Origin of the sequence: Hymenobacter sp. 102, from assembly GCF_049949205.1 — a bacterium.
Classification (GTDB): Bacteria; Bacteroidota; Bacteroidia; order Cytophagales; family Hymenobacteraceae; genus Hymenobacter.
Map to the genome: position 1 here is coordinate 132,854 of NZ_CP188174.1, position 24,686 is coordinate 157,539.

A 24,686-nucleotide genomic window follows, 5' to 3' on the forward strand; every position below is an offset into this window, starting at 1 on the left:
GCAGCGGCCTAGTCGGTGATACCACCCCCGTCGCTGCCACCCACGGCGCTGACCAAATCGTCCTTGAAGAGCTGGAAGCCGAACCAAAGCAGCACCCCGCCCACCAGCCAGCCTAAGGAGCCCAGCGCGTCGGGTGAGCCCTGGATAAACTTCATTACCACCCGAATCAGGCCGATAATCAGGATGATTGCGAAGATGACCTGCACGATGCCAATCACCTTTTCCTTGACCTGGGTGAGGGCCGCTTCGGCGCTTTGCGCCCGCGCCGCGCCGGTGGAGAGGGCCAGCACCGTCAGCAGCGCGTAGCCGCGCTGCTCCAGCTTGGAAGGTTGGTAGGCTTTGCCGGCTACCACCAGGTTTGCCGCCAGATTGAGGGGTTTGTTGAGCATAGGAGTAAGAAAAAAAGGGGAAGGAAGCAGGGCGCTTATCGCCCGAAAAGCAGGGCAGAAAGAGCGCGGAAATAAGGTGTAGTGCCGGAGGGATGCATGGCTAGGCGGAGCCTTCCTTGATGAGGGCGGTCAGGGCGGCTTTCTGGCTATCGGTGCCGTTGCGGAGGGCCGCCCGGTTGCTTTTTCTCAGCTCTGCGGCGGCTTTGCGGTTGGCCTCATCATTCTTGGTGCGCGTGGCTTCCGTGAGCGGGTTGCTGTAGATGGCCTGGGGCACGGTGGCTTCCCTGGCCGCTTCTGGCTCGGCCGGTTCGCTGTCGGCAACTGTCGCCGCTTCGGCTGTGGCCGGTGCTACTGTGGGCGCAGGCCTATCAGTGCCGAGTATATCCAGCACATTCACCTTTGCGCCGGGCGCGTGGCGCGAGGACTGCAGCGGGGCCGCTGCGGCATCTTTGCCGGAAGCCAGCCCCGGCGTGTCTGGCTGTTGCGCCTGTTCAGCGGTGCGGTTCTTGGTCGCTTCGCTGTCAGCTGCCGCTGCGGCCCGGGCCTGCTCTTGCTGTACCCGCTGGTCCTCGTCGGGCATGAGCCGGGCCAGCGCATTGCCGGTAGCCGGCGGCGGACTTGGCGCGACTACCTCCCGGGAAGGTAGAATAGTTGCGGGGCCATAATGAAAAGACCACACCGAGTGGTGGTTGCTCTTGGCCACGAGGTCAGCCGGCTTGCTCTTACTCTTGATGCGCCGCCAGGCCAAGCCGGACAGGGCAAACAGTAAAAACAAGGTGAACACAACGATAAAGGCCATTTTCATATGAGCCCTGCTTACGGTTTGTGTTCTGAAAGAGTTCTGAAAGATTTCTAAAATGATTCTTTTAATATTCTGTAAAACTTCTGATAAGTTTCTTCGTTAGGGATGGGCAACCGCGTTTAGGCCGAGCCAACTGCTGTTGAGCTGCTACCGGAGCGCGGGGTACCATTGCGGGTTTTGTATTAGCCATTTGCAGCGAATGGCTTGAATTCGTGTCTTTGTAGATTATGCCTCTCGTTAGGTCTACTAGCACACCTGTTCACCCTCACAAAGCCACCTCTTGCATGGTACCATCTGCACACATTTCGGCCCCCTTGGGCTTTCCCGACCTAAATCTCACCGTCCCTTATGCCGACGTTTTACGCTATGCCCAATTCCGCCTGCTGATGCTTCCTAAAGGGGAGCTGAAATCGTTCTGCGAGCAGCATGAGCTGCCCTACACCAGTATTGTAGGACTAAAAAACAACTCCCTGAAGCGCGAAGAGCCCCGCCTGCTGCAGCGCTTGCTCCGCAACCTCGACGTGGCCACTGAGCTAATCAGGATTCCGCCCAACAGCGAGAGCCCGCGCTTTCTATTTCCCAGCCAGGAGGCCCTGACCACTTTCCAGAAGCAGTTGAAGTGCTTCGACAGCGGCACCCCTCCCCTGCCCGGCACCGAGCACGCCGCCGGCGCATCGGCAGCCCCAGCCCCGTAACCTCGACCGGATAGTTTTCTGGGTAGCCAGGCGGACTCATTCCCGTCTGCCCTTCCCCGCCCGGAGCTACTGGTCATCAACGACCACTTGTAAGCTCCCCGCGATGAATGCCCCTATTCGAGAAAACGACCCCACCGAGCTTGACCGGTTCAAGCGTGACATCGACCTCGTAGACTACGCCGAGCGGCAAGGCTACCAAGTCAGGAAGGAAGGCAAGCGCGGCGACTGGCACCAGCTCGAAAAAGACGGGGAAGTGCTCATTGTCACCCGCAAGGCCGACCACCAGGTATACCTGAACACCGGCGACGACCGGGACAAGGGCAGCGTTATTGATTTCGCGAAAACCCGGGGCGGCAACGGCCACGGATTGAATTTGGGGCAGGTTCGCCAGCAGCTACGCGAGTATCTGCATGACGGGCCTGTCCCAGCCCGTGTCTACACCGCCCCGTTGGAGGTGAGCCGACTCAATGCCCTGCCCGTGGGCGACCCCGACCATGAGCGCCAGCAGCAGGAAGACCGCAAAACGCGCCTCATTGCCGAGGTGCTGGGCGTGAATAAGGAGCTAACCGACCGCAGCTACCTGCACAGCCGGAGTATTACCGATAGCACGATTGACAGCCCGGCCTTTCAGGGGCGCATCTTCACCGCGCAGCAGAACGAGCACAAGAACACCGCTTTCCCGCTCTACAACGAGCAGGGCTTGGCCAGCGTCGAGCAGAAGAACGAGCACTACAAAAACCTGCTGCCGCTGCCCAAAAACGGCATCTGGGTATCGCACCCCACCCAGGGTAAGGATACGCCGGTCGAGCGGGTGGTCGTGTCCGAATCGGCCATTGACTCCCTCTCTCACTACCAGCTGAAGCACGCGCAGGCCCCCCGGAACACGCTTTACGTGGCTACCAGCGGCACGCCCACCGAAGCGCAGGTGGCCCTGATTCAGCGGGTGATTGACAAGCAGGAGCCCAAGGAAATCGTGCTGGCCAATGACCGCGACGCCGGCGGGCGGCAGTTCAACATGAACTACATGAACGAGCTGCACCCGGCCCGCCCGCTGGTTCCCGTAGCCGACCAGGAAGCATACAAAGAAGCCAGTCGACCAGTGGAATGGCATGCCACGTCGGACAAGTACCACACGGCCCTGAAAGTGAGCTACCGCCACGACAGCGCCGAGAGCGGGGCAGCCCAGGTGCAGCAGCTGACCGAGCGGGTAGCCCGGATGAACGGCACCCAGGAAGCCGGCCCTACCATTGAGCTGGAAGTGCAGCGCAGCACCGAGCGGGAAACCGTTCTGCGCCTGTCGGTGGCCAAGGCCGATACCGCCCAGCTCGAAGTAATCAGCCAGGAGCTGTATCGCCAGCGGGAGCAGCTGCGGCCTGAGCAGGAGCGCGGCCAGGAGACTTTCATTCGGGTCGATTATCCGCAGGCCAAAGACTGGAACCGGGAGCTGGAGCTAACGGCGCAAGGCCTGAGCGCCGAGCAAATCCGCGCCCAGGCGCAGCTGGACGAGCAGCAGCGCGCCGCCGAGCGTGACCAGCGCGAGCAGCAGCGACAGGCAGAGTACGCCCGCTCCGCCGCGATGGAGCGCGCCGAGCAGGAAACCCGCCGCCAGTACGACGAGCGGCAGCGGCAGCAGCGGGCAGACGACAACAGCCCCGAAAGCCAGGCCGAGCAGCAGGAGGAGGACCGTCGCTTCAATCAGGCAATGATGGGAGGGGCAGTCGCTGACGCCGGCCGCCAGGATGCGGAGCAGCCGTTCCGCTCTTACCGAACCGAGCAGGAAGCGGCAGCGCACACGGCGCAGTTCGTGCACGCCCGTGATGCGGGCCTAGTGCTGCTAAAGGAGTACATCAACGATAACCCCCCTCCTACCGGCCGCAAAGTTGATGAGGCCGAGCAGGCTGAGCTACGCGACCAGGCCCGCTTCGCGGCGCGCCCGGCGGCAGCCGACCTGCCGGTAGCCCAGGCGGAGGTGAAGGTAGCAACCTGGCAAATCGATGAGTTGGAGCCCAACACCACCGGCCGCGCCGAAGCCTGGAAGGAAATTCTGGATAATTCCGGCTACTCGATGCGGACGAGTGAGATTCGCAGCACCGTGGATGAGCAGGGCATCCGGCGGGCGGAGTTCGACATGACCTACCGCAACGACCAGCCCGATATTGCCATCATTCACGCCATTGTGACGAATACCAACGCCCGCGCCGAGGCTGGGCGGGAGCAGTATGCTGGTGTGCGGGTAGCGGAGAGCGAAGCCAACCAGGCAGCGCGCCAGGCGGCAGCCGAAGTTGCTCCCATTCAGCCCCACAACCGGGACCGTAGCCTGGATGTGGCTGATAAACCGCCGCTGGAATCTACGGCTAATGCGCTAAGCAGCGAAAAGCAAGTAATCATCAAAGTGGATGAGCCCGCCATTACCCCAGGCGAGCGGGGCCAGGCCGAGGCCGTACAGGCCGCGGTTATCGGCAGCGGAGCCAAAGCCGGCGACATTCAGAGCACCACCGCTAACGATGGTATCCGCCACTCGGAAATGAAAGTCACTTACCGCACCGACCAGCCGGAGCTTAGCCGGATTAGCCACACGCTGGACGCAGTGGCAGAGCAGCCCGGTAGCCACGTTGTGGAGCACAGCAGCGACCGGGCCGAGCGGCGCGAGCTAAGCAAAAGTCAGGAGGTGGCCACGCCGGCGCGGAATACGGAAATCACGCGGTGAGTGCGGCGGTTTCGGCCGACTACCCCGCAAACACCCGGGCGCTGGTGACTTTTTCAAATGACAACTCAAGGCCTTCCTCACTCACCCAAAGGTCAACGGTTTTAGAATAAGAGAAAATGTGCAGCAGGGGCTTGGTAAGCGCATTTGTTACCATGCACACCCGATAGTTGGGGCTATCTGCCAACAGACTGCTGTACTCGTTGGCCGTCAGCTCGGCGGCAATGGCGGTTCCGGATAGCCCTTTCACCTCCAGCTTCAGTCTGACATTTCCGTTGGTAGCGGTCAGGTCCCACCCGACCTTCGCGGCTTCTACGGACTCTATGTCGTACCCTAGCTTTTGATAGTAGTCCCACGTTGTTTCAATAGCCTTTTGCTCGATGGCTAGCCGTTTGAGTACGTCGGGCTGCCTGGGCGACTGGCCTTTATTTCGGGTAGCTGGAGGGAAAGTATCCCGCCCCTGGCAATGTAGGCTTGCACCTGCTGCACAAAGTCCACGTTGGCTTCATCGTCGGCGTACCAGACGTTCGTTTTGGCTATTTTCTTCCGATTGTATTAAGGGGCTTGTAAAACTATCGACCCTCGCTACTCTTATGGCACATTTATGCCTTATCAGTAGCATTCAAGCTGTTTGGCTTCCGAGTCGGAGGTTTTGCCAATTTGTTTAACTACACATAACTTTGGAGGGGGGGGAGCGATAGGTTTGGGAAGTTGTTGAGGGTTAAAATAGGAAAGCGCGCCAACCTCAAGCCCACCAACTCTCCGTGGAGACCAGCACCCACGCTAAAAAACGGGCCTTACCAACCAAACGTGGCGACATTACGCACCAAGCACCATGAAGATGATACAGGAACTTTTTTACGTTTACTGGCGCTGCAAAAAGTGCGGAGCCGAGAGCAACAAAGGCACTAGTAATGCTCCTGACCGTGACGGCTGTCCTAAAGCTGGTGGTCGCCACGATTGGGTATCGGTGTAAGCGAAAGTTCACCCAAATCGCCTCAAAAACACCCCGCATAACCGTTTCGCGGGGTGTTTTTAAAGGGTAGCTGATTACCCAAAAGACCCATGCCAACGGTCGACCCGGAAGAATACCAGAGTCATGAGGGCCGGGCGCATCACTTGGCCCGAGCCCAACCGCTGGACTATGCTGCCCTGCTGCGTGATACCCTGGCCCTGGCCAAATGGAAGCTCACCAGCCACGACGTGTACATGGTGCACATAAAGCACATCTACCGGGCCAAAAACCCGGCCGGCGCGTTGCAGCGCAGTGCTTTCGACTTCGACTATTTCCCGAAGCGCGACAGCCTGGTGCTGGTAGCCAACAACCCCACCTACACCGACGGGCCGACCGCGCCATGAGCACCGGCCTGCCCACCCGGCTGCTGCTGGCCGCCCCTGTTGCCCGCACCCAAACCAGGCCCGCCCCCGCGCCCGCCGGCCCAGCCTGAAAACCTGGCCTTGGTTAAAAGCTTAGTCCAAAGGTTAAGCGGATTGCTTACGATGGACACATTCACCCTTCAAAATAGGGCGCCCACAGGTTAATGAGGCTGGCTTGTTCAGTAAAATGTCCGTATTCTGAAACAGCCGCCCACGCAGTTTTTCCCTACCGATACTTTCTGCTCCTACTCTTGTGCTACCCCTATAGAACTCCATCAGGTGGTCCTGCCACAGGTGACGGGAGTTAGCTGGGCGCGGCTGTTCCGTGCGGAATAACGTTGCGTTCTTATACCAACCCACGATGTAGCTGCCACCACCCTCCTTCCCACCCTTGCTCCCTGGTATGGGCCCCGCCTCCCGTGATGGTGTCGAGGTTCCGGTGGTTGCCCGCGTAAGAATCCATCCAGCCGGTATTGAAAAAGATGATGCGCGGCATGGATAGCAGGGGTGATGGTTTTAATAGATTTTGCGGATACAAGGCTTAGGCAAGCGCGGATTTCGGTTGTAAAGAACTTCCTCGCATTTTAACAGACTTCAGTGCCCGCTCAGTGCTGCCTACAAACGGATGCCATTCCAGTTGGTCGTAGTCAGTGGGCTTGGGTGGGATTGCGCCCCGGTAGAACCCGTACAGCTGGTAAGCCCGGTACTTCAGTATCTGTTTACACTCTGGGAAATGGTCCGCGAGACTGTGAATGGCACTCGGAATGAGCACCAAATTTGGCAGTGCACAGTAATACAGCGGGTCATATGCTTCGCCCTGCTCGTCGTAGATGTGGCAGGTATGAAACTTCTTGATTTCCTCCGTTTTGGTACGGTAACCAAGCGCCGTTTTGATGGCAATATTTGCTTTGGAGTTATCATCCAAGTAATTGCCATCGGCGAAAGCGCGGACCGTCTCGTTATTTTTCGTCCGGGCCCGGCGCACGTTGCGAAACCACCGGGCTGTATCGTTGCCGTCTTCCTGGCGCAGGGCTTCAATTACCTTGGGATGCACCCAGAGTGAAGTAGATGCTACAAGTTGCAGAAGCGGAGTAATATGGGCATGGAGTAGGTCGTTTCCATTCATAGTACAGCTAAGAAAAGACGCTTCACCGTCATCTTAAGACGCGGCGTCCGTGAATTGGAGAAAGTCCGTCACCGCATCTCCTGCGCGCTGGCAGATGAGCTTTTGGACTTTGGGGAGCAATTAACCATTTGGTGATTTGCTGCTTGCGTCCAGCTTCTGTTGCAGTGAGGCAAAGCGAGGGTCCAAAGTAACCTGGGCGGGAGTATACTCCACCCATTCTCTTCTATGAGCAGGAGCCGCTGCAGGTGCTGCGAGCAGGACCGTGCCGCCTGTACCGTGGAAGCCCTGCACGGCCGCGTGGGGCTCAAATCCATCGGGAAGGCAATCAGACGGTACATGTACCCGGGCCTTGGCCCGCGTCAGGGCGACGTAAAGCAGGTTGATTTCCTCGAATACACGGGCCCTGACGCCCGTCTCCGGGGCTTGGCTGCAAATTCCTCTTCCAGCTTGTCAACGGTGGCCTGCGTGATAAAATCCGGGGTGAGCTGCACTTGGTCGTACTCCAAGCCCTTGCAGCGGTGTACCGTGGAGAAGTAGAGTTGCGCCTGGTCGCGGGCACCATCAGCAACGTGCAGGCGCTTCAACTCTTTGATAAGGTCGATAACGTCGTTGCCGTAATCCTCCACGATGGTGATGAGCATCTGCAGCTGCCCATCCTCGGTCTGCTCGGCGTAGTCGGCCAATTCATCCAGATTGGCCATTTTGCGAATCAACGGGTCTTTAATGGCCTCGCTACGGCCGTTATAGAGGGCCAGTACATCCGTTAAGCTCGCGCCCTCCCCCGCGTAGGTGTAGGAGTTAATGTTGCCCTCGAAGTACACCCGACGCAGCTGCTGCCGGTGCTCCTTAACGTACTCAATAGCCTTGAGCAGCAACCCCAGGTTGGTGCGGCCAATTACGGCGCGAGTAGTTCCCTCGCTTGGCGCTTCCTGCGCGGCACCCGTCACCACGAGTTGGGGACCCGCGCCCAGTTGCGTTTTCCAGCTCAGAACGTGTGAGGCCAGTTTGGCGATGGGAGGTCCAAACCGGAAGCTGGTACTTAGCTGCAGGCTGGGATAATCCGTTCTTTCCAGCGAGTTGACCGCGTGCCGCCAGCCGTAAATCTGCTGATGGGTATCCCCGACAATCACCTTAGTAGCGGGTTGACGGAAGAAGATATCCAGCATGGCCCCGGAGGCGTCCTGGCCCTCATCGAACAGGATAACATCAGCCGGCAGCAGGGTGTGGCTCAACTGAAATTTCTTCAGGTAGAAGTCATGGGTAATAGCAATTTCACCGCGGTCCATGCGGGCCAGCAATTCCCGGCAGCTTCGCTCGATAGTAGCGTAGTGCTTGCCGACAAATTCCCGAGCCTTCGGGTCGATTAGCGTGGACAGGTAATCGAGCCGTTGCACCTGCGCCTGGTCGCTGTTGCAGAAATAGGTCACGAACTTGGCAATGTGGTTGGCCAGCACATACTCCTGGTGGCGCTCCTGCCCGGTGCCCCGGGGCAGCTTGAGCATTTCTACCAGCTCGTGCGCCCGATACCCTTTGTTGTTGAGTTGGTAGCGGCTGCCGCGCACCACGTAGCGGTAGGCCAAGGAATGCGCTGTTTCTACCACCACGTTCGGTAAGCCAGCTGCCTGAAACTTGCGAATGGCCTCCTGCCGCACCGTCTTGTTGAAGGCGAGGTACAGGATGCGGGCCGTTGCCGGTTGGGCGCGGGCATATTCGACCATCGTAGTGGTTTTACCACTCCCGGCAACGGCGTTGATTTTCAAATGGCCACGGGAAGCCAGGATGGCAGACTGCTCAGCCGTAAGATTCATCACGAATTATTTCCGCCGGCCAGCGGCTAACGCCCTGCCGGACTTGGTATAGTGTTGTCTGCTGGAATACACCTAAAGCCCGCGGGGCAGCTACGCGTATTCCAAGATAAGTTCGGCAGAGATACCCAGCTTTTGGTAAAGGCGCTTGGCTAGGTCCAGGTTGATGGCGCGCTTGCCGTTGAGAACTTCGCTCAGTCGGCTGTTTGCAATGCCGAGCAGGGCAGCCATATCCTGCTTTTTCAGGCGGCGCGCTACCATCTCCCGCTCCAGCATGCCGACCAGCGAGGTGGGCGAGATGGGACGGTGGCCATGGTCGTTTTCGTATTCGTTCGCGGCGCGACCGAGGGACTTGATTTCGTCCAGGTTGCCGGGCTCGTTGTCGATGAGGTATTCAAGCCGCGTCATAGCGGCCTGATACTCCTTTTCAGTGTGCAGGATGAGTGCCATTGTGCGTGTGGGGTGAATGATTGGGATAGAAGAAGGTGGCTCAGACCGTCGAAGTGTCGGGGATGCGGTCGTACTCAGCGTGGGTGCCCACGAAGCGGACGTACACCTGGTAAGCCGGGAAAAAGATGCGGACAATCAGGCGGAAGCGGTTGCCCAGAATATTGAACACGTAGCGGTTGTTGCCGACGTAGCGAGCGGGTACATCAGCGGCTGTCTGCCACTCAGCCGCCTCGGCCATCTCGAACCACTCCAGCAGGGCTTGGGCTACATCAGGGTGTTGGGTATTTCCATAGTCTCTCAATGTTTTCTTAGTAAGTATCTCCATAGTCAATAAGCATAATGTCTAGCAAAAAGCGGCGCGAGGGCACGGGTTACAGGTCTTAAGTAAAGATACGTAAAATTTCTGGATAAGGTAAAAAAATTTACACAATACAGAAATTGGGGCGTGTCCCTTCGGGCCGGGCTGTTCGGAGCTGCGGCTGCGCCTACGGTCCTGCGGACTAAACCCTGCCATCCCTCACGCAAAAGGCCGTCGCACAGGCCATCAGACGGAGCCGCCGGGCTGCCGACGACTGTGCTGCGCTACATCGACCGCAGGCCGGTGGCTCCGCCTGATGGCCTCTTCCATTGAAAAGAGAGTCGGAGCTGTGAGCCAGCCGGCTGAAAAAGCCGCCCCACTCCCAGCAGAGCGCGGATAAGTCTTCTGCCATTTCGTGGCCAAGCGGAATTAGGGGCGGTGGGGAAAAAAGGCGGAGATAGAGGGACTATAAGAAAGAAAATAACTTGTATAAAATACGAATTATAATCGCATAAAGTGCAACTAATTGTGTGCCGCTGCCGTTTAATAAGTATAACAAACGAACGGAACAACAGCCTTTTAGCCATGAAAAAGACCAGCAAGCCTGCCGCCAAGAAAGCCACCAAAGCAGCCGCAACCCGGCCCGACGTGTACCAGATTGTGACGGACCGGATTATTTCGGCGCTGGAAGGCGGCATCATTCCGTGGCGCAAGCCGTGGAACGCGGTGTATGGCCTGCCCCGCAACTACGCCACCGGCCGCGTGTACAGCGGAATCAACCTGTTTCTGCTGCATTTCAGCGGAGCCCTCCTTCTTCATGACATTCAAGCAGGCGCTGGCGCTAGGCGGCAACGTGAGAAAAGGGGCCAAAGGCCATCAGGTAGTGTATTACAACATCAGCAAGCGCGAGAACAAGGAAACCGGCAAGGAAGAGAAAACGCCCTTCCTGAAGTATTACACCGTGTTTTCAGTGGAAGACATTGAGGGCATCGAGTTCAATCTGCCCGAGGTAACCAAGCAGGAGTTCACCCCCAGCGAAGTGGCCGAAGGCATCGTGGAGGCGTGGGACGGCAAGCCCGCCATTCAGTACCTGCACCAGCGGGCCTACTATTCGCCGGCGCTGGACTTTGTGAACATGCCCAAGCCGGAAACCTTCACCACGTCGGAGGGCTACTATCAGACCCTGTTTCACGAACTGACGCACAGCACCGGCCACCAGAGCCGCCTTGACCGCGCCGACCTGACCGCTGGCGAGGGAAAGCAGAGCAGCAGCTACGCCCGCGAGGAGCTGACCGCTGAAATGGGCGCATCCTTTCTGAGCGCGGCGGCCGGCATTGCTACCGAGCAGACCGAAGAAAACGCCGTGGCCTACATTCAGAACTGGCTGGAACGGTTGAAGAATGATAAGAGGCTTGTGGTACAGGCCGCCAGCAAAGCCCAGCGCGCCGCTGAGATGATACTAGGGACGACAGCGGAGCCGGAGGGCGAAGCCGACGAGGTACAGGCCCCGGCAGCCGCGCCGGTAGCCAGCGAGCCGGTTGCGGTGCTCGACGACATCGACCGCGAGTTTATGGCCGCCGAGCTAAGCTGGCTGCAGCTCGCATAGCCCGCCGGGCGGGGCTGGCCGCTTGCGAGCGGCTAGCCCTAGCCTTAATCCTAGCCCTAGCTCTAATTCTAGCCTGCTTATGAAAGCCAGTGAAGCCCCACTATCCAGAGCCCAGCTTGGAACGAGTACCGCAGCCGGGTGATTGCCGCCGTTGCCGACGTAGAAAATCTGATGCGGCAGCTGGATAAAGGCATTAACAGCGAAGTGCTTACCGAGGAGGTTGCCGAGCGGCTGGAACTGGAGATTGACACGTCAGCCGCCTACGAGTCCCTTTTGAAGCTGGTACGGGCAGTTCGCCCCATTGCCTGCGAAGGTCTGCGCCGCACCAGCGAGCAGCACGGCGGGCAGTTCCAGCTAGCACTATAACCCCTAACGATGAGCAGCCCCCTATCCACCATCAGGCACGCTACCCGTGACGTGCAGCAGGCCCTTGCCAACAATTGCTGGGCGGTATTTCACCAGCCCGCCGCCACCGAAGCAGCGCCAGCGCCGGCAGCGTACCGCGTGAGCCAGGCCCGGACCCGGCGGGGCCAGTTTCAGGTTCGCTACCTGCAGACCGGAGAGTGGCACCAGGTAGCACCGGCCGACCTGCTTTTTCAACAGTAGCCCCTACCCTTTTACAGCAAAGCGTATCGAAGGCTACACATCTGGCTAGTGAGGCAATCTTCAAAATCAATCAACGGGTTCATGCCAGTCTTCCCAAGTTCCGTTTTGGCCGTCTGTCAATTCTTCCCAGTTTTCACGGTCTGAATCGTCGTCGGCTTCAGAATCTTCGGAACGCCAAAACGCTTGACGATTTTGCCACACTCGTTTACGCCTGAGGTCATATGTTTTGATGTTATTTTTAGATTCATACCACTGCTTAGTTAACTCGTCAACTTCATCTGAATGATAGGTAAATTGTAGAGAGCTGAAGTATTCATATAATATAGTAGTGTTGAATAGATTTTTATTTGGAAACGCCTGGCGGTTAATTGTGTATGATTCTAATATCTCATCGAGCAAATTTACTGGGGCATATATTGGAATTTTTTTCTTGGAATAGTATTCTGGTGTCCTTTTTTGCGCATTCGGTTTGCGCTCATGAAAGGCGACTATGTCAGCTTCAATTTCAGCATCTGTCATCTCTCGGTCTGATATCCGTTGATTTATCGTGAGATGATTATTTGCGATATGCAAGACACAGTCGGCATCGTCAGGTAGAATCCTTATCCATCCTTCTGTGCCAAAACCCATACCCTGTGGACGAAAATTTCGGCAGTCCATAGCTAATGCAAGGACAACTAAGCCGCTAGACAGTAATCGTATAACTTCAAAAGTCTTGACTCCTGGCGTACAATAAGCGGCATCATATTTTTTGAACGTTCCAAAGTCTTTGAAGTCTATAATTCTCACGGAGAATTTAATTTTGTTCTCTTCCTCTCTTGTTAATTCCTCCTGTATATATCCTTGCTTGGCATATTGCTCTTCTAATTCAACGGCTATACCTTTTGCATTAACTGTACTAGCTTTTGCTCTTTTGAAACATGCTTTTAGTGTTATTTTATCCGTATTAACATAGGCTATTTTATTAATAAAGGTTGATAATGGCCGATTGCGGCCTTCATCGTTGTGGGTATTATTTCTCAAAATACGGTTTACTTCGAATATTTTATTAATATAATATATAAAATAATTTCTACTTGTTTCATTATTGAAATACTCTTTGTCTTGATTGTATATAGCATTCCATCCACTAGTGGTTAACGTGAATTTTGGTATGCTTTCCAGGCAGAAACCAATGTATGATGGGTCCTGCTTGAATACGTCAATGACTGATTCCCCTTTATGCTTGCCAAATGGGAATATGGACTTATCATCGAACTGCCAGAATCGAGCGTTAGCCAAAATGTCTTTCATATCTGGTTGTCTTGCATACTATTTAACAAGTAAGGTAGTGTCCGGATACCAAAATGAGCAAGGGCAGCCCGGTTAGGAACTGCCCTTAACAAGCGATTTGGAAGCCGAAGCACTTAATGATGAGGACTAGTGGAATGTCGACGCCCGAACCGGCTAGTCACTCTTAACCAGTCCTGCCAAGCGCGCTAATTGACTGGGGGGAGCTTGCCCTGCTTGCGCAGGTGCGCCTCGTAGTGCCGGTGGGCCGCGTGCAGGTAGCCGATGATATTTGTCGGCATATCCGGCCCTTTAGGAAGCTGAACGATAATCCTGCGAATCTCCGACCACACAGATTCCGCAATCCGCACCCCTTTCAACTCACCCGTTGGCTCCGGTCCCGCTGCTGCCGGCTTGCGGCCACGGGGTCGGCGCTCAACCGGGGCCGCTGGCACGGAAGCAGCTGCGGCTTCCGCCACCGGCTGCTCAGCAGACGGCGCGGGCTCTGGTGCTGGCTCAACTGCTGCTACCGGCTCGGGCGTTGGCACAGGCGCGAGCGCTACTGGGGCCGTTACCGCTTCTGCAGGGGCAGCCGCCGCTGGGGTAGTTGCCTTGCCTTCGGCTTCCAGGCGGGTTTGCTCCCCTCCCATCCCGGCGCGGGCTTCGGCGCGCAAGGTCTCATCAACCGGAATACGCTTCCGGGGGCCTTCAATTTTCGCTTTTACAAAGGGAGACTTTGCCATTACTTGATTTCGGTTGGGGTGGTATCGGTCGTTTCTTCCAGCTCAGCTTCGACGTCGGCTTTGCGCCGGGGCAAGTCCAGCTTTTCTATCAGCTCTTCGCATACGCGCCGGATTTCCTCTGAGCTATCTTTGGTGCCCCCGGCGTAGTTGCGGTAGGCCGGGGTCAGCAGGCTGTGCAGCGTGGAGGCGCGGCTGTACACCATGCGGTGGCTCAGATAGGACTGGAAGCGCGAGAGGCCCAGCTCGTCAATGTAGTCGTCCATCTCCTTTTCCTCCCGTCGGCCGCTGATGCGCTTCGTGGCCAAGCCGAAATACTGGAAATCCACCTCGGCCTTGTCGGCCGCCTTTTTCAGCGCTTCGAGGATGCCCATAAACTCGGCCGTGGAGGCGCGGTCCAGGTAATCCGATACCAGCGGCACTATTACCGCGTCGCAGCCCGTGAGGGCGTTGAAAACGTCTTCCCCGTCGGCCCGGCCGGGAATGTCGATGATGATAAGGTCGTAGTCGTTTTCCGGATTGTCGATGAAATCAAAGATGCTCTTCAGCGACATGGGAAACACGTCGTAGGGGTAATCTGCCGCAGGGTCTGACTCACGCAGGATAGCCAGGCTGGGCTCGTCCAGCTGCTTGCGGGTTTTGACGATGCTCTGCTGGTAGTCACAATCCAGGATGGCGATTTTCAGTCCGTACTCGATAGCCAGAGGAGCCGCGAGGACGAGGGCCAGGGTTGACTTGCCCGAGCCCCCCTTTTGGGTAGCAAAGCTGATGACTTTTGACATGGGGTTACTGATTAAGGTAAGCTAGCGCTGATGCCCCAGATGGTCAGGCCCGGGGAAAGCAAATGTAAGCGGAAATGTCGCAAAGTAGTAAAGTAGCTTTGTCGCAAAGTTGTGTAGTAGTAAAATGACTAAGTAGTAAAAGCAACAAATTGCAAAGTATTATTTACTACAAGTAGTAAAGTTACTTTGTGGTAAAGTTGCAATGTCGTAAAATATCAAAAATAAAGAAGCGGTGCTTTGATGTACCTTGTGAGTAGTAAAGTTGCATTGTAGTAAAGTAGTAAAAATTCGGGCGGGGGTACTTCATAAACGTAGTAAAGTAGTAATGTAGTAAAGTGGTAATATGGGTGCTGGTAGGCAAGGCTGAGCTTGATGACGATAACAGTTATTATACATGGGTTAAAGTCGTAAAGTAGTAATGTTGTAAAGTAGTAATAAATCTTAAAAGGCCTTTCTGAGATAATGAGAGTGGGAAAGGATAGCAACTATAACCAGTACCCAGACACAAAATCAGGTCGGGGTAACGATAAATAAAGGCTAACCCAATGCCGCTCGTAATACGTATCCGTGATTCTGAAATAGTTCTCAAATAATTCTGAAAACCCTCTTGGATGTAGTGTATGTAGTCTTAGCAAGAAGAGTATCACATACAGGGTGCTAAGCACCTGTAAGCGTGAGACTTGTATTTAAGCAGAGCTTAAATTTGCAGGTTTGTTAAGATAACTAGCTGATTTGTAGGTTAAAAATAACCTAGAGAGGGCGGGCAGAAGATTGATTCTACCTATGCCAACCAACCCCGCTACGAAGAGCGTCAACGTACCTGCGGCTACTCATTTTCTGCTGAGCAAAGAGGCTAAGCGGCTGCAGATAAGCCAGGCCGACTACACCGGAGCGGCCGTGCGCTACTTCGCGGAGCGCGGACTACACCCGGTGGAGGATGTGGCCCGCGAAGGCCAGCTGATTATGCAGCAGGTAAAGAAGCTCGGGGACCGGGTATTTGGGTATCTGCAGGAGCAGGAGCGTAGTCTGCTGGTACCAATGCTGGAGGAAATGCTTCGTAGCCGGGTGACGCTGGAGCGCGTGCTGCGCATGAATGAAATCCTGGTAAATAACCTGACGCAGCAGCTGAGCAGCCTTAATGAGGCGCAGCTAAACGAGCAGCGGGAAGGCTTAAAGCAGTTGCGGGCGCAGAACGAAGACATGATTGAGCGGCAGGCAAAAGAGGCAATAGCTGCCGCTCAACAAGCGGGCGCAGGCAGAATAAATGATGGCGATACAGTGGCAAAAGCAGTCAAGAATTAAGCACACAGCCACCGATGTATATCAAGCTAATCAACCCCGCGACGCACGGAAAAGCGGCTTACAGCAACAGCGGAAGCAGCGCGCAAACGCTCAATTATCTGAAGCAGGAAGCCGGACGCGATGGAGAGGAAGCCACGTTTTTCGGGGCTAAACGCGACGACCTCAGCGCGGCCGAGGTGGGGCAGAATATCGATTCTAACGTGAAGGGACTGCGGGCCGGCGAGGCCAAATTCTATTCCTGGTGATTAGCCCCAGCGAGGCTGAGTTGACGCATATTGGCAACGACGAGGCCAAGCTGAAAAACTATACCCGGCAGGTGATGGCGCAGTACGCCGCCAACTTCAAGCTGAAGGATGGACGGGAGCTAGGCAGCCAGGACCTGGTGTGGGGAGCCACGCTGCACCAGCAGCGCAGCTACCGGGGCACCGACCCGGAGGTGAGTATTGGTCAGGCCAAGATGGGCGAGCAGCGGCCGGGCCTGCAGACGCATATTCACGTCATCGTGAGTGCCCGCGACGCGCAGCAGAGAATCACGCTCAACCCCGGCGGACGCCGCAGCCGCTTCGACCTGATGCAGTGGCAGGCGGCGGCCGGGCGGCAGTTTGAAAAGCAGTTTGGCTACACGGCCCAGGCGCACGAAAAGCTACGACCCAAGCAGCGCGATGGTAGCCGGGATGCCGGCCGGGCAGTCAGGATTGGGGAGCGGGTGGCCGCCCTCAACCTGCGCGTGCTGAAGGAAGAGCGACTGGACCCGCAGCGGGTCCAGCAGATTGCCCAGGGCCGCGAGTACGACAAGACGTTTTACCGCTCCCTGGCTACCGTCGAGCGGCGGGCGCAGCAGGGCCAGCCCATTGATAACGCCTATCATCTGCTGAGCACGGGCCGCGAGCAGCCGGCACCGCAGCACGCGGCCAGTACCATGCTCCACGCCGTGCAGCAGGCGGTGCGCTCCAACACGGGCCGCGAGGAAAAGACCGAGCACCTCAGCGAGAAAAGGGGGCGCAACAGCGCGGAGCTGGATATTGAAATGTAGCGTGCCCACTCGCCCCGTCATCATCCTACCCACCTAAATCAGCTTTCAAGCCTATGACCAGTCAAGCACCCCGGCCGGCGGCCGGTACCCAGGGCGCGGGCCTCTTTGTTGTCCTGCTGCTGCTGGCCATTATCGGCGGCGACTACTACGTGCTCCTGCACGGCCCCGAAATTGCCGAGGCCCGCCGGGCGCAGTTCATTCAGGCGGCCGGCATACCAGCGGACAGCCTGACGCCCAAAGAGCGGCTGGCGGCTACCACGGCGCGCATTGCCGAGCGGCAGCGCCAGGCACGCATTGCCAAGGCCGAAGCCGCTGCCCGCCCGGTGGTAGGGGAGGGGCAGCTAGCGGCGCGGTGGCCATAACGCACTCCACCGACCAAGCGCTTACTAAGACCAAAGGCGGGACCGACGCGCTGGCCAAAGCCGGCAGCGGTATGGGCAGCAAGCTGCTGGTAAAAGCTGCCCGCTTCTACGGAGCGGCTGGGGTGTACCTGCGGGCGCTGCTGCTGCTGGCCGGGCTGGTACTCGTATTCGTGCAGAAAGCCCCGCAGGCGAAGCCCGGGCAGGGCAGGCGCAACGTCATCAACCGGCAGGCCCTGCGCGTCGTGGCGGGCCTGTGCGGGGCCTTGTTCCTGGCAGCGGGCTATACCCTGCTGAACATGCACCGCTACTCACCGGGCTTTATCGAGTTTGGCTATCCGGGAGCCGCCGTGGCCGTGCTGGGCAGTGGGGGAGTAGTGGGGCTGCTGTGGGCCATGACTAAAAAGCCGGCTTTCGGGCTGAGCACCGAGCGCCGAAAGGTGAAAAGCCCGGATGCCGCACTTCCCCACGGCGGACGGGGGCTGGATTACCGTGGCCAACCCGTACCGGGGCACGCTGGTGCTGGGCGGCGCGGGCGCGGGCAAGACCTACTCGATAGGAGAGCCGCTGATTGAACAGTTTGCCTACCAGAACTTCGCCGGGCTGGTGTACGACTTCAAGTTTCCGGTGCTGGCCGAGGCGATGCAGAAAGCCCTGGTACTGGCCGAGCGCCGCAAGGAGCGCGAGCAGCAGCAAGCCACCAGCTACGCGGCCAGCTTCCAGGGCCGGCTGCAGACCAGGCTGACAGGTCTGTTCAGCAAGGCCGAGCCGCAGCCGGCGGCGGAGCCGCCCGTGCAGCTGCACATCATCAACTTCCGGGACCTGACGCGCAGCGAGCGGGTAAACCCGCTGCGACCGGCGGATATGCCAGTGGTGGCCTTCGCCGAGGAGTACAGCAAGGCCATCATCAACAACCTGAACCCGTCGAGCATCCGCAAGATGGAGTTCTTCGATACCAGCTCCGTGGCGTATCTGACCGGTATCATCTGGTTTTACAAGAAGCATTACCCGCAGTACTGCACCATTCCGCACGTGGTGGCCACGGCCATGTACAAGGACTACACCCACGTCCTGAGTATGCTGGAAACTGATTTGGAGTGCGGCGACCAGGCCCGAAGCCTTATCTCGGCGGTGCAGACCCGCGCCGACAAGCAGGTGGGCGCGGTGCTGGGCACGCTGCAGGTGAACCTGACCAAGATAAACAGCCCCGAGGTGGTGTGGGTGCTGACCCCGGACGAGGCAAACGGCGAGGGCTTTTCGCTCGACCTGAACGACAAGCAGCGGCCCAAGCTGCTGTGCATCGGCAACGACCCGACGCTGAAGGATACGTTTTCGCCGGTGGTCAGCTGCGTGATTACCGTGGCGCTCAAGCTAATGAATCAGCAGAATAAGCACCGCAGCTACGTGTTTCTCGATGAGGCCGCGACGCTCTACGTGCCGGGGCTGGAGGTGATTCCGGCCACGGCCCGCAGCAACAAGGTGGCGATGGTGTACATGACCCAGGACCTGAGCCAGATGACGGACGCCTACGGCAAGGAGAAAATGCAGGTGATGGTGAGCAACCTCAACAACCAGTTTTTCGGCAAGGTGAACTCGCTGGAAACGGCCAAGTTCATTTCTGAGCTGGTGGGCCGCGAGGACAAGCAGATGGTAAGCACAAGCACCGGCACCAGCCAGGGCAGCGGGGCGCGCAACAACTCCACTAACCAGAGCACGAGCTACCAGGAGCGCAGCCTGGTGCGGGTGCAGGATACCATCGGCCTGCAGCAGGGCGAGTTTATCGGCCAGACAGTGGAAACCGGCAGCACCTTTTTCCAGGGCACCATTGCCCGGGCCGACGTTACGCCCGAGCGGTTTCCCCTGCACCAGATGGTGAGCTTCGGCGGCCCGGGGGAAGACCCGGCCAGCGCCCTTTCGCGCACGGTGCAGGAGAACTTTCTGCGGGTGCGCCAGGAGGTGAAAGAAACCTTGGCCAAGCATGTAAACACCTTAGCAGTAGGGACAAAAACAGAGGCATAAAACCGCTTAAAAGTGACAAATAGGGCCGTTTTAGCGTTCTACTAGTACCACCTTCTATTTCCGAAAAGCCATGAGCAAGACCTTTTTTGCGCCCGCCCCGGCCGGCCTCATTGCCGAAGAGCTAGCCGCCCGCCAGCAGCGCGAGCACGACAGCAACAACGCCATTGCCACGATGATGAGCAACGGCCCCGCGCCCAGCCCGGAGGCTCTGGCCCTGATGCAGCGCCACGTCGACGGCGAGCTGACCATTGAGCAGGTGATTGAGCTAACCGACGAGATGCTCAGGGCCCGCTACGCGGCCAAGCCCGGAGCCGGCACGCCCACCAGCCCGGCGCAGTAATGGCGGTGCTCAATGACCGGTTCAGCGACGAGAACGGCGTGCGGCTGAACAAGCTCGGAATTACCAACAAGGAGGATTTGGCGCAGGCCGAGTCTGATTCCTCCATTCCCCGCCTGAAGCTGCTCAACACGCAGGGCGGCATTCAGGGCGGGAAGTACGACCAGGCCCACCTGAAGCAGGTGCACGAGCGGCTATTCAGCGGCGTGTACCAGTGGGCCGGCGAGACCCGGGCCGACCGCGGGTTTCAGGGCCATAAGGATACCCGCGTCACTGGCTTCCGCGAAACCATGACTTACGCGCCCCACAAGGAAATACCTGAGCGGCTGGATGCTATCGGGGCGCAGCTTAACCGCGAGAACAACCTGAAAGGCCTCTCGGACGAGAAGTTTGCCGAGCGGGCCGCCTACTACCTCGACCAGTACAACCATGCCCACGCTTTCCGGGACGGCAACGGCCGCACCATCCAGGCCACCTTCACCCAGCTGGGCAAGGAAGCCGGCTACGACGTGGACTTTAACCGGGCCAGCCCGGAGATTCTAAACCGCAGCCGCGACCTGGCCATCGTGCGGCAGTACCCGCCCGCCGAGGCGGCGAAGAATCTGCAGCCGCTGAAAGAGATGTTTCAGAAAATTATTACCCCAACCCCGGGGGCGATAGGGGAGGAGCTGCGCGACCCCCGCCAGGCCGTGACGCCCACCCCGGAGCTGAGCCCGGCCATGAAGGCAATGGATGCCCGGCGTGAGTTGGAGGTGACCGGCTACCGCGTGGCCAGCGTAGTGGCCAACATGCCCGGACCCGGCAACCGGGAGCAGGGCATCCGGCTGGGGCAGCAGGTGGAGGCCGTGAACCTGGACTCCAAGGCTATCCAGGGCAAAAGCATCACCGAGTTTCAGCAGGCGGCGGATAAGATTCTCAAGCACCCGGCCATGAAGGATACCCCGCTCGACCTGGCCGACGCCCAGCGCCTGAAAGCCGCTTCGGTGCAGGTGCTGCAGCTTGCCGAAGGCAAAGAGTTGGTAGCGCCGCCAGCACAGCGGCAGCCTGCGGCTTCGGCGGCAAGGAGTAGCGGCCAGCCGGTGCTTGCCGCCCCCAAGACACACGCCGAGGCCCAGCCCGTGTTTGCTACTGCCGCCCGCGAGGTGGCCAAGGCGCTGGAAGCCCACGGCCAGGCTGCCGCTGGGGCCGGCCTGCGCGAGGTGGCGAAGGACGTGGCTCGTAACCCGGTAATTGTCGGCCCCAACGCGGAGAGCTTCCGCCGGTCGCTCGACGCGGCCGAGAAGCTGCCGGGGCTGGGCACCAGCAAGCATCTGGAAGACTTGCGCAGCTCCGCCCAGGTACTGACCACTGTCCCGCCACAGGAGCGCGGCAGTTCCGGCATTGGTCGCAGCAGCGGTGGCATCGAACGGTAAGCCTCGTACCTTGCTGCTATGCAGGACGACGAACTACACTTTCTGGAAGAGCAGCTGGCCGGCACCGAGCTACTGGCTTGCGTGACGTGCGGAGAGGATACGCTGCACGCCCACTTGGAAGTGCTGGAAGTTTACCTCGTAGGAACGGAGTTGCTGATGCAATGCACCCACTGCCAAACCGAGCGGAAGTGGATGGACTGGACGCCGACCAAGCCGAAAGGTCAGGAGAACTAAGGGAAGCAGAGGAAGTATGACATTTATGTTGTAAATTCTAGGTGTACCTCTTCACTCTGTTGCCATGTCAACCGCATACTACCCGCTTCTGCACCTACTAGACGAACACGTTCCCGTTACTTTCACCCTGAATATGTTCGGCAATCATTGCCATGTATTCAGGGGGCAAACCGAGCTTGGCCATGTGGGCCTCTCTGACGAAGACGTGCGCCGTATCAAAGCCCACGCGTGGGGTAACACGCACCCCTTCACTCCCGGAATCCCCATTGAGCGGCTCATCAGCATCTTAGCCCCAGCCACGTCTTAGCGCGGTAGAAGCCCTTCCTGTAGCACAGAGCTACCAAAAGCCTTTTCGGTCACGCGGCCGAAAAGGCTTTTGAGTTTTTGCATGGCAATCAGATACACCACAAGACAAGAAATATTAGCATAAAGTGCTAATAAAAATTGTATAAAATGCAACTAAGGGCAAAGGGCGAATGTTGACCATTTAGAATCAATAACCACTCTAAACGCCCTTTAAAGCATGAAAAACCCCCATCTTGCCAGCTATCAATTTGAAGTTCTCCGCCAGTACGGGGACAGCTTCCCGGCGGCGCTGTTCGCTACCATTGCTGAGGCAGCAGCCTATTGCCGCGTAGAGTTGAGCGGCTACCTTAACCGCACTGACGACAGGGCCGAGGCGGCTTCGGTGGCGGCGGGCCAGCAGGTGCGGTTTCGTGGCCCACAGGGCCTACGCTGGGTGAAAGGCCTAACTCACCCTGTACCGGCCGGAACCGCACCGGCGCGCTTTAATCCCGGGCAGACCGTGCGCCTTTTTGGGGTAGAGCAGCCGCTGACGGTAGCGGCCCGCGACTTTGTGCAGGGAGCTTGGCACTACCAGCTCAAGGATGGTTCCGGGGCAGTGGCGGAGGCATTGCTGTTTGGGGTGGACGACGAGCCCACACCACCGGCGGCAGCCGTGGCGGCTGAGCCGTTGCTGTTCAGCCTGCACAGCAGCCAGATATTGGCCGGTGACGAACAGGGGCAGCCGTTCTGGAAGCCCTTGCCGCCGCGCCTGTTTGTGCAGGTGCAGGTGGGGCAGCCTGACCAATCGCGCATCGTGGCGCTGTGCGGTACCACCGGCAAGAGGTTTCTAACCCATGCCTACGAGCATGGCCCTTTTCAACTCGCGGACGGGCAGCGGCTGGCCAGCGTGAAGGCCCTGGGCGACTACTTCGCCCGCCAGTATCGCGCCATGCTCCCGGCCGAGGGGGCGGCCATGCTGTTGGGAGTCGACGGCAGTATCCAGGAGGTGCGACCCGTGAAGGGCCGGACGTTCAAGCTGGCGCAGCTGTATGCGGCTTTGGGATGCGACTACATCGACGTGCATCATCCCCAGCACGGAGCTTACCAGGACTGGATTCTGGTCTTCGACGACGAGGGCAAATTCAAGGAGCGCCCCATCAACCCGCTGGCCACGGCCCTGTGGTACGAAACCTATCCGCTTGACCAGTACTCCCCCGTGGATGTGGTGGCCGGTCCGGTCCTGCTCATGCGGTCTGAGATGATGAGGTAATGCCCGCAGCATCCCGGTTGGCCAGTGGCCGACCGGGATGTTTTGCAAATAGGCCGCTTCCCACTGGCTTCGCAGTAAGTGCAATTATACTTCGTACATTGTGCATAGAATAGCTATGGCTGTTTCCGTTCCTATCGACCACTTTACGGCTGACCCGCTACCACTGGAAAAAGCCCGGGCCTGGCTGGCACTCGTTCTCAACCACCCGGCCTTTTCTATTGAGCGCCGGCAGAAGGCGGGCCAGCTGATGGCCGCCGCGTCGGATGCCCGGCAGGTCTGCCGGTGGGCTGTGCTGGCGCTAGTGGAAAGCGAGCGGTGGGAGGATGCGATGCTGCTCCGTGAAGAAGCGTCGCGGGGCAGCCGTTCAAGTTTCCCGCGCTGCTGCCACTAACAACGCGCCTGTACGTAAGCCGAACCTAGTACCTGAATTACCATTCCTGACCCTCTACTATTGGAAAGCCTGCTTCGCATCCCCGGTATTCAACAAGCCGAACCATTCTACTTCTTTGATGACCAGGCCCAGTCCGCCCGGTGTGAGGTACTGGTTCACCCGGCCCACGGGTGGGCCATCGCCCTTGACCTGCCCCAGTTCTTCTGGGACCGTATTGCGTTGGGCGTTGTGGACCTGGCCGGTAAGCTCTGTGAGCAGTACGCCATTGCTCCGCCGGCGCTGGTAATGCTGGTGCGATACGCTGCGCCGTATGACGACCGCTACTATCTGCTGCGATTCGTGCACGGCGACGAGAGCATATTCGGAGGGTTCACCTTTATCGGCCCTATGCGCGAGCTACTCGAACTGGAGCAGGTAGAAGAGTTGCTAGCCCAGGTGCGGGCCGGCGAGCCGCCCCAACGCTCATTCCGCGCCATTAAAAATCCTTTGCTCCCCTTACCAGCAGAAAGTAGCCTTGCCCATGACACGTCACCTCATCTCCATCCAGGCGCAGGCTGCCACCGTCACGGCCAGCACCCTCGCCGAACTGCTGCGGCAGACCGGTACCAAGATTATGCAGCTCACGGAGGGCTTGGATATCAACCACCGCACGGCCCAGCGCCGCATCAAGGAGCCCGAAACCCTGACCATAAAGGAACTGCTGGCGCTGGCTGCGCTGCTAAGAGTGCCCGAGCAGCAGCTTATCGACCTCATTCGCGACGAGTATCAGAACCGGCCGGCGGAGCCAAGTGAGGATGCAAGCGAGGAGCCATCCCAATCTGCTGCAGCTAAGAAAAAGCCGTCCAAAAAGGCTTCAAAATCCTGATTCAGCCAGTCGCAGAAACAAGCTATGCCCAGCTACGAGCCATCCGTGATTACACTTCCCGCCAGTGAAACGGCGCATTTAATCGAAAAGCAGCTTATCCACTCCAGGCCGGCCAAGGAAAACCTGCTTAGCCGTGACCGATACTACTGCTTTCGGGCGGGTAACAGTGAAATGCAGAGAATCTATAGCATCGTGCACGTTTTATCTAACGTGGACCCGGTACTCACGCTACAGAAACTCAACCAAGCTGTCTATCCCAACTCATTTGAGTTGACTGAGGACCAAGCTACTCGCCTGAAAAACTATCTGAATGGGATAGAGAACGGTATCCGTGCAGGGCGAATTAAGCCTTACACGTACCACGAGCCGCAGGTATTCTATTTCCTGGCCACCAAAGAAGACGATACGCTCCCCCCGCATACGCGCCCGGCAAAACCAACCACAGGACCAATAAACTACACCCGGGATGAGTTGAAGGCCGGGGGCGTATTGCCTGCCAAAAGCTAGCGCCTTCGCAGCTAAAGGGCTAG

At 58.1% G+C, this 24,686-nt stretch carries 29 protein-coding genes and 2 pseudogenes; 19 read left to right on the plus strand and 12 right to left on the minus strand.

Annotation, left to right across the window (positions count from 1 at the left end; translation table 11 throughout):
• Positions 1-8: 8 nt before the first annotated feature.
• Both ACN19L_RS24415 and ACN19L_RS24420 read right to left on the minus strand, forming a co-directional pair.
• Positions 9-389: a DUF4134 domain-containing protein gene (locus ACN19L_RS24415; RefSeq protein ID WP_073288146.1), complete on the minus strand. Its 381-nt coding sequence runs from the start codon at positions 387-389 to the stop codon at positions 9-11.
• Positions 390-489: 100 nt separating this feature from the next.
• Positions 490-1,188 carry a hypothetical protein gene (locus ACN19L_RS24420; protein WP_426491458.1) on the minus strand — a complete coding sequence of 233 codons (699 nt, stop codon included), beginning with the start codon at positions 1,186-1,188 and terminating at the stop codon, positions 490-492.
• A gap of 287 nt (positions 1,189-1,475) precedes the next feature.
• Between ACN19L_RS24420 and ACN19L_RS24425 the strand changes: the two genes are divergently transcribed.
• Entirely contained in the window at positions 1,476-1,886 is a 411-nt protein-coding gene (locus ACN19L_RS24425; protein WP_149072666.1) for a hypothetical protein, read from the plus strand.
• A gap of 103 nt (positions 1,887-1,989) precedes the next feature.
• Positions 1,990-4,593 (plus strand): toprim domain-containing protein, encoded by a 2,604-nt coding sequence (locus ACN19L_RS24430; protein ID WP_426491404.1) that lies wholly within the window; start codon positions 1,990-1,992, stop codon positions 4,591-4,593.
• A 19-nt stretch (positions 4,594-4,612) separates the two neighbouring features.
• Here the strand turns inward: ACN19L_RS24430 and ACN19L_RS24435 are convergent, their stop codons facing one another.
• Positions 4,613-4,972 carry a protein NO VEIN domain-containing protein gene (locus ACN19L_RS24435; RefSeq protein WP_426493617.1) on the minus strand — a complete coding sequence of 120 codons (360 nt, stop codon included), beginning with the start codon at positions 4,970-4,972 and terminating at the stop codon, positions 4,613-4,615.
• Positions 4,973-5,655: 683 nt separating this feature from the next.
• Between ACN19L_RS24435 and ACN19L_RS24440 the strand changes: the two genes are divergently transcribed.
• Positions 5,656-5,949: a hypothetical protein gene (locus tag ACN19L_RS24440; protein ID WP_426491406.1), complete on the plus strand. Its 294-nt coding sequence runs from the start codon at positions 5,656-5,658 to the stop codon at positions 5,947-5,949.
• Between the two features lie 364 nt (positions 5,950-6,313).
• Here the strand turns inward: ACN19L_RS24440 and ACN19L_RS24445 are convergent, their stop codons facing one another.
• The 5 genes from ACN19L_RS24445 to ACN19L_RS24465 form a co-directional block, all read right to left on the minus strand.
• Positions 6,314-6,463, minus strand: a complete 150-nt coding sequence (locus ACN19L_RS24445) for a hypothetical protein (protein WP_426491407.1) — start codon at positions 6,461-6,463, stop codon at positions 6,314-6,316.
• A 45-nt stretch (positions 6,464-6,508) separates the two neighbouring features.
• Positions 6,509-7,093 (minus strand): hypothetical protein, encoded by a 585-nt coding sequence (locus ACN19L_RS24450; protein ID WP_426491408.1) that lies wholly within the window; start codon positions 7,091-7,093, stop codon positions 6,509-6,511.
• Positions 7,094-7,452: 359 nt separating this feature from the next.
• The gene (locus tag ACN19L_RS24455) at positions 7,453-8,901 is read right to left on the minus strand and encodes a UvrD-helicase domain-containing protein (protein WP_426491459.1); all 1,449 of its coding nucleotides are present in this window, start codon (positions 8,899-8,901) and stop codon (positions 7,453-7,455) included.
• 90 nt (positions 8,902-8,991) lie between these two features.
• Positions 8,992-9,348 carry a helix-turn-helix domain-containing protein gene (locus ACN19L_RS24460; protein WP_426491410.1) on the minus strand — a complete coding sequence of 119 codons (357 nt, stop codon included), beginning with the start codon at positions 9,346-9,348 and terminating at the stop codon, positions 8,992-8,994.
• A 40-nt stretch (positions 9,349-9,388) separates the two neighbouring features.
• Entirely contained in the window at positions 9,389-9,673 is a 285-nt protein-coding gene (locus ACN19L_RS24465; RefSeq protein ID WP_345228239.1) for a type II toxin-antitoxin system HigB family toxin, read from the minus strand.
• Between the two features lie 558 nt (positions 9,674-10,231).
• On the opposite strand from ACN19L_RS24465, the pseudogene ACN19L_RS24470 reads away from it, so the two are divergent.
• The 4 genes and pseudogenes from ACN19L_RS24470 to ACN19L_RS24485 all read left to right on the plus strand — a co-directional run.
• Positions 10,232-10,435, plus strand: a pseudogene (locus ACN19L_RS24470) (ArdC-like ssDNA-binding domain-containing protein); the annotation flags it as partial.
• 28 nt (positions 10,436-10,463) lie between these two features.
• Positions 10,464-11,252, plus strand: coding sequence for an ArdC family protein (locus tag ACN19L_RS24475; protein ID WP_426491460.1), 789 nt, complete (start codon positions 10,464-10,466; stop codon positions 11,250-11,252).
• Positions 11,253-11,390: 138 nt separating this feature from the next.
• On the plus strand, positions 11,391-11,618 hold the full coding sequence (locus ACN19L_RS24480) for a hypothetical protein (protein WP_426491412.1): 228 nt from the start codon (positions 11,391-11,393) through the stop codon (positions 11,616-11,618).
• A 9-nt stretch (positions 11,619-11,627) separates the two neighbouring features.
• On the plus strand, positions 11,628-11,858 hold the full coding sequence (locus ACN19L_RS24485; protein WP_426491413.1) for a hypothetical protein: 231 nt from the start codon (positions 11,628-11,630) through the stop codon (positions 11,856-11,858).
• 66 nt (positions 11,859-11,924) lie between these two features.
• On the opposite strand, the gene ACN19L_RS24490 is transcribed toward ACN19L_RS24485, so the two are convergent.
• The 3 genes from ACN19L_RS24490 to ACN19L_RS24500 form a co-directional block, all read right to left on the minus strand.
• Positions 11,925-13,151 (minus strand): hypothetical protein, encoded by a 1,227-nt coding sequence (locus ACN19L_RS24490; protein WP_426491414.1) that lies wholly within the window; start codon positions 13,149-13,151, stop codon positions 11,925-11,927.
• Positions 13,152-13,336: 185 nt separating this feature from the next.
• Complete coding sequence (locus ACN19L_RS24495) at positions 13,337-13,870, minus strand: hypothetical protein (protein WP_426491415.1); 534 nt, start codon at positions 13,868-13,870, stop codon at positions 13,337-13,339.
• On the minus strand, positions 13,870-14,649 hold the full coding sequence (locus tag ACN19L_RS24500; protein ID WP_426491416.1) for a ParA family protein: 780 nt from the start codon (positions 14,647-14,649) through the stop codon (positions 13,870-13,872). Before ACN19L_RS24500 ends, ACN19L_RS24495 begins: the two co-directional genes overlap by 1 nt.
• Positions 14,650-15,432: 783 nt before the next feature.
• Here ACN19L_RS24500 and ACN19L_RS24505 point away from each other — a divergent pair.
• The 10 genes and pseudogenes from ACN19L_RS24505 to ACN19L_RS24550 all read left to right on the plus strand — a co-directional run bounded on the left by ACN19L_RS24505 (position 15,433) and on the right by ACN19L_RS24550 (position 23,291).
• The gene (locus ACN19L_RS24505) at positions 15,433-15,951 is read left to right on the plus strand and encodes a BfmA/BtgA family mobilization protein (protein ID WP_426491417.1); all 519 of its coding nucleotides are present in this window, start codon (positions 15,433-15,435) and stop codon (positions 15,949-15,951) included.
• 14 nt (positions 15,952-15,965) lie between these two features.
• A pseudogene (locus ACN19L_RS24510) lies at positions 15,966-16,984 on the plus strand (DUF5712 family protein).
• A 53-nt stretch (positions 16,985-17,037) separates the two neighbouring features.
• Complete coding sequence (locus ACN19L_RS24515) at positions 17,038-17,346, plus strand: hypothetical protein (protein WP_426491461.1); 309 nt, start codon at positions 17,038-17,040, stop codon at positions 17,344-17,346.
• Entirely contained in the window at positions 17,337-17,918 is a 582-nt protein-coding gene (locus ACN19L_RS24520) for a hypothetical protein (RefSeq protein ID WP_426491462.1), read from the plus strand. Before ACN19L_RS24515 ends, ACN19L_RS24520 begins: the two co-directional genes overlap by 10 nt.
• Positions 17,836-19,362 (plus strand): TraM recognition domain-containing protein, encoded by a 1,527-nt coding sequence (locus ACN19L_RS24525; RefSeq protein WP_426491463.1) that lies wholly within the window; start codon positions 17,836-17,838, stop codon positions 19,360-19,362. The genes ACN19L_RS24520 and ACN19L_RS24525 overlap by 83 nt, the downstream gene beginning before the upstream one ends.
• Positions 19,363-19,432: 70 nt before the next feature.
• Positions 19,433-19,702, plus strand: coding sequence for an antitoxin VbhA family protein (locus tag ACN19L_RS24530; RefSeq protein WP_426491420.1), 270 nt, complete (start codon positions 19,433-19,435; stop codon positions 19,700-19,702).
• The gene (locus tag ACN19L_RS24535) at positions 19,702-21,111 is read left to right on the plus strand and encodes a Fic/DOC family protein (protein WP_426491421.1); all 1,410 of its coding nucleotides are present in this window, start codon (positions 19,702-19,704) and stop codon (positions 21,109-21,111) included. Before ACN19L_RS24530 ends, ACN19L_RS24535 begins: the two co-directional genes overlap by 1 nt.
• Before the next feature lie 18 nt (positions 21,112-21,129).
• Positions 21,130-21,345 (plus strand): hypothetical protein, encoded by a 216-nt coding sequence (locus ACN19L_RS24540; protein ID WP_426491422.1) that lies wholly within the window; start codon positions 21,130-21,132, stop codon positions 21,343-21,345.
• A gap of 523 nt (positions 21,346-21,868) precedes the next feature.
• The gene (locus ACN19L_RS24545; RefSeq protein ID WP_426491423.1) at positions 21,869-22,900 is read left to right on the plus strand and encodes a hypothetical protein; all 1,032 of its coding nucleotides are present in this window, start codon (positions 21,869-21,871) and stop codon (positions 22,898-22,900) included.
• 115 nt (positions 22,901-23,015) lie between these two features.
• Positions 23,016-23,291, plus strand: coding sequence for a hypothetical protein (locus ACN19L_RS24550; protein ID WP_426491424.1), 276 nt, complete (start codon positions 23,016-23,018; stop codon positions 23,289-23,291).
• A gap of 57 nt (positions 23,292-23,348) precedes the next feature.
• Here the strand turns inward: ACN19L_RS24550 and ACN19L_RS24555 are convergent, their stop codons facing one another.
• A complete protein-coding gene (locus ACN19L_RS24555) occupies positions 23,349-23,636 on the minus strand; it encodes a hypothetical protein (protein ID WP_426491464.1) in 288 nt (95 codons plus the stop codon).
• 175 nt (positions 23,637-23,811) lie between these two features.
• Between ACN19L_RS24555 and ACN19L_RS24560 the strand changes: the two genes are divergently transcribed.
• Both ACN19L_RS24560 and ACN19L_RS24565 read left to right on the plus strand, forming a co-directional pair.
• Positions 23,812-24,156: a hypothetical protein gene (locus ACN19L_RS24560; RefSeq protein ID WP_426491426.1), complete on the plus strand. Its 345-nt coding sequence runs from the start codon at positions 23,812-23,814 to the stop codon at positions 24,154-24,156.
• A 192-nt stretch (positions 24,157-24,348) separates the two neighbouring features.
• Positions 24,349-24,663: a hypothetical protein gene (locus ACN19L_RS24565; protein ID WP_426491427.1), complete on the plus strand. Its 315-nt coding sequence runs from the start codon at positions 24,349-24,351 to the stop codon at positions 24,661-24,663.
• The last annotated feature ends 23 nt before the right edge of the window (positions 24,664-24,686 follow it).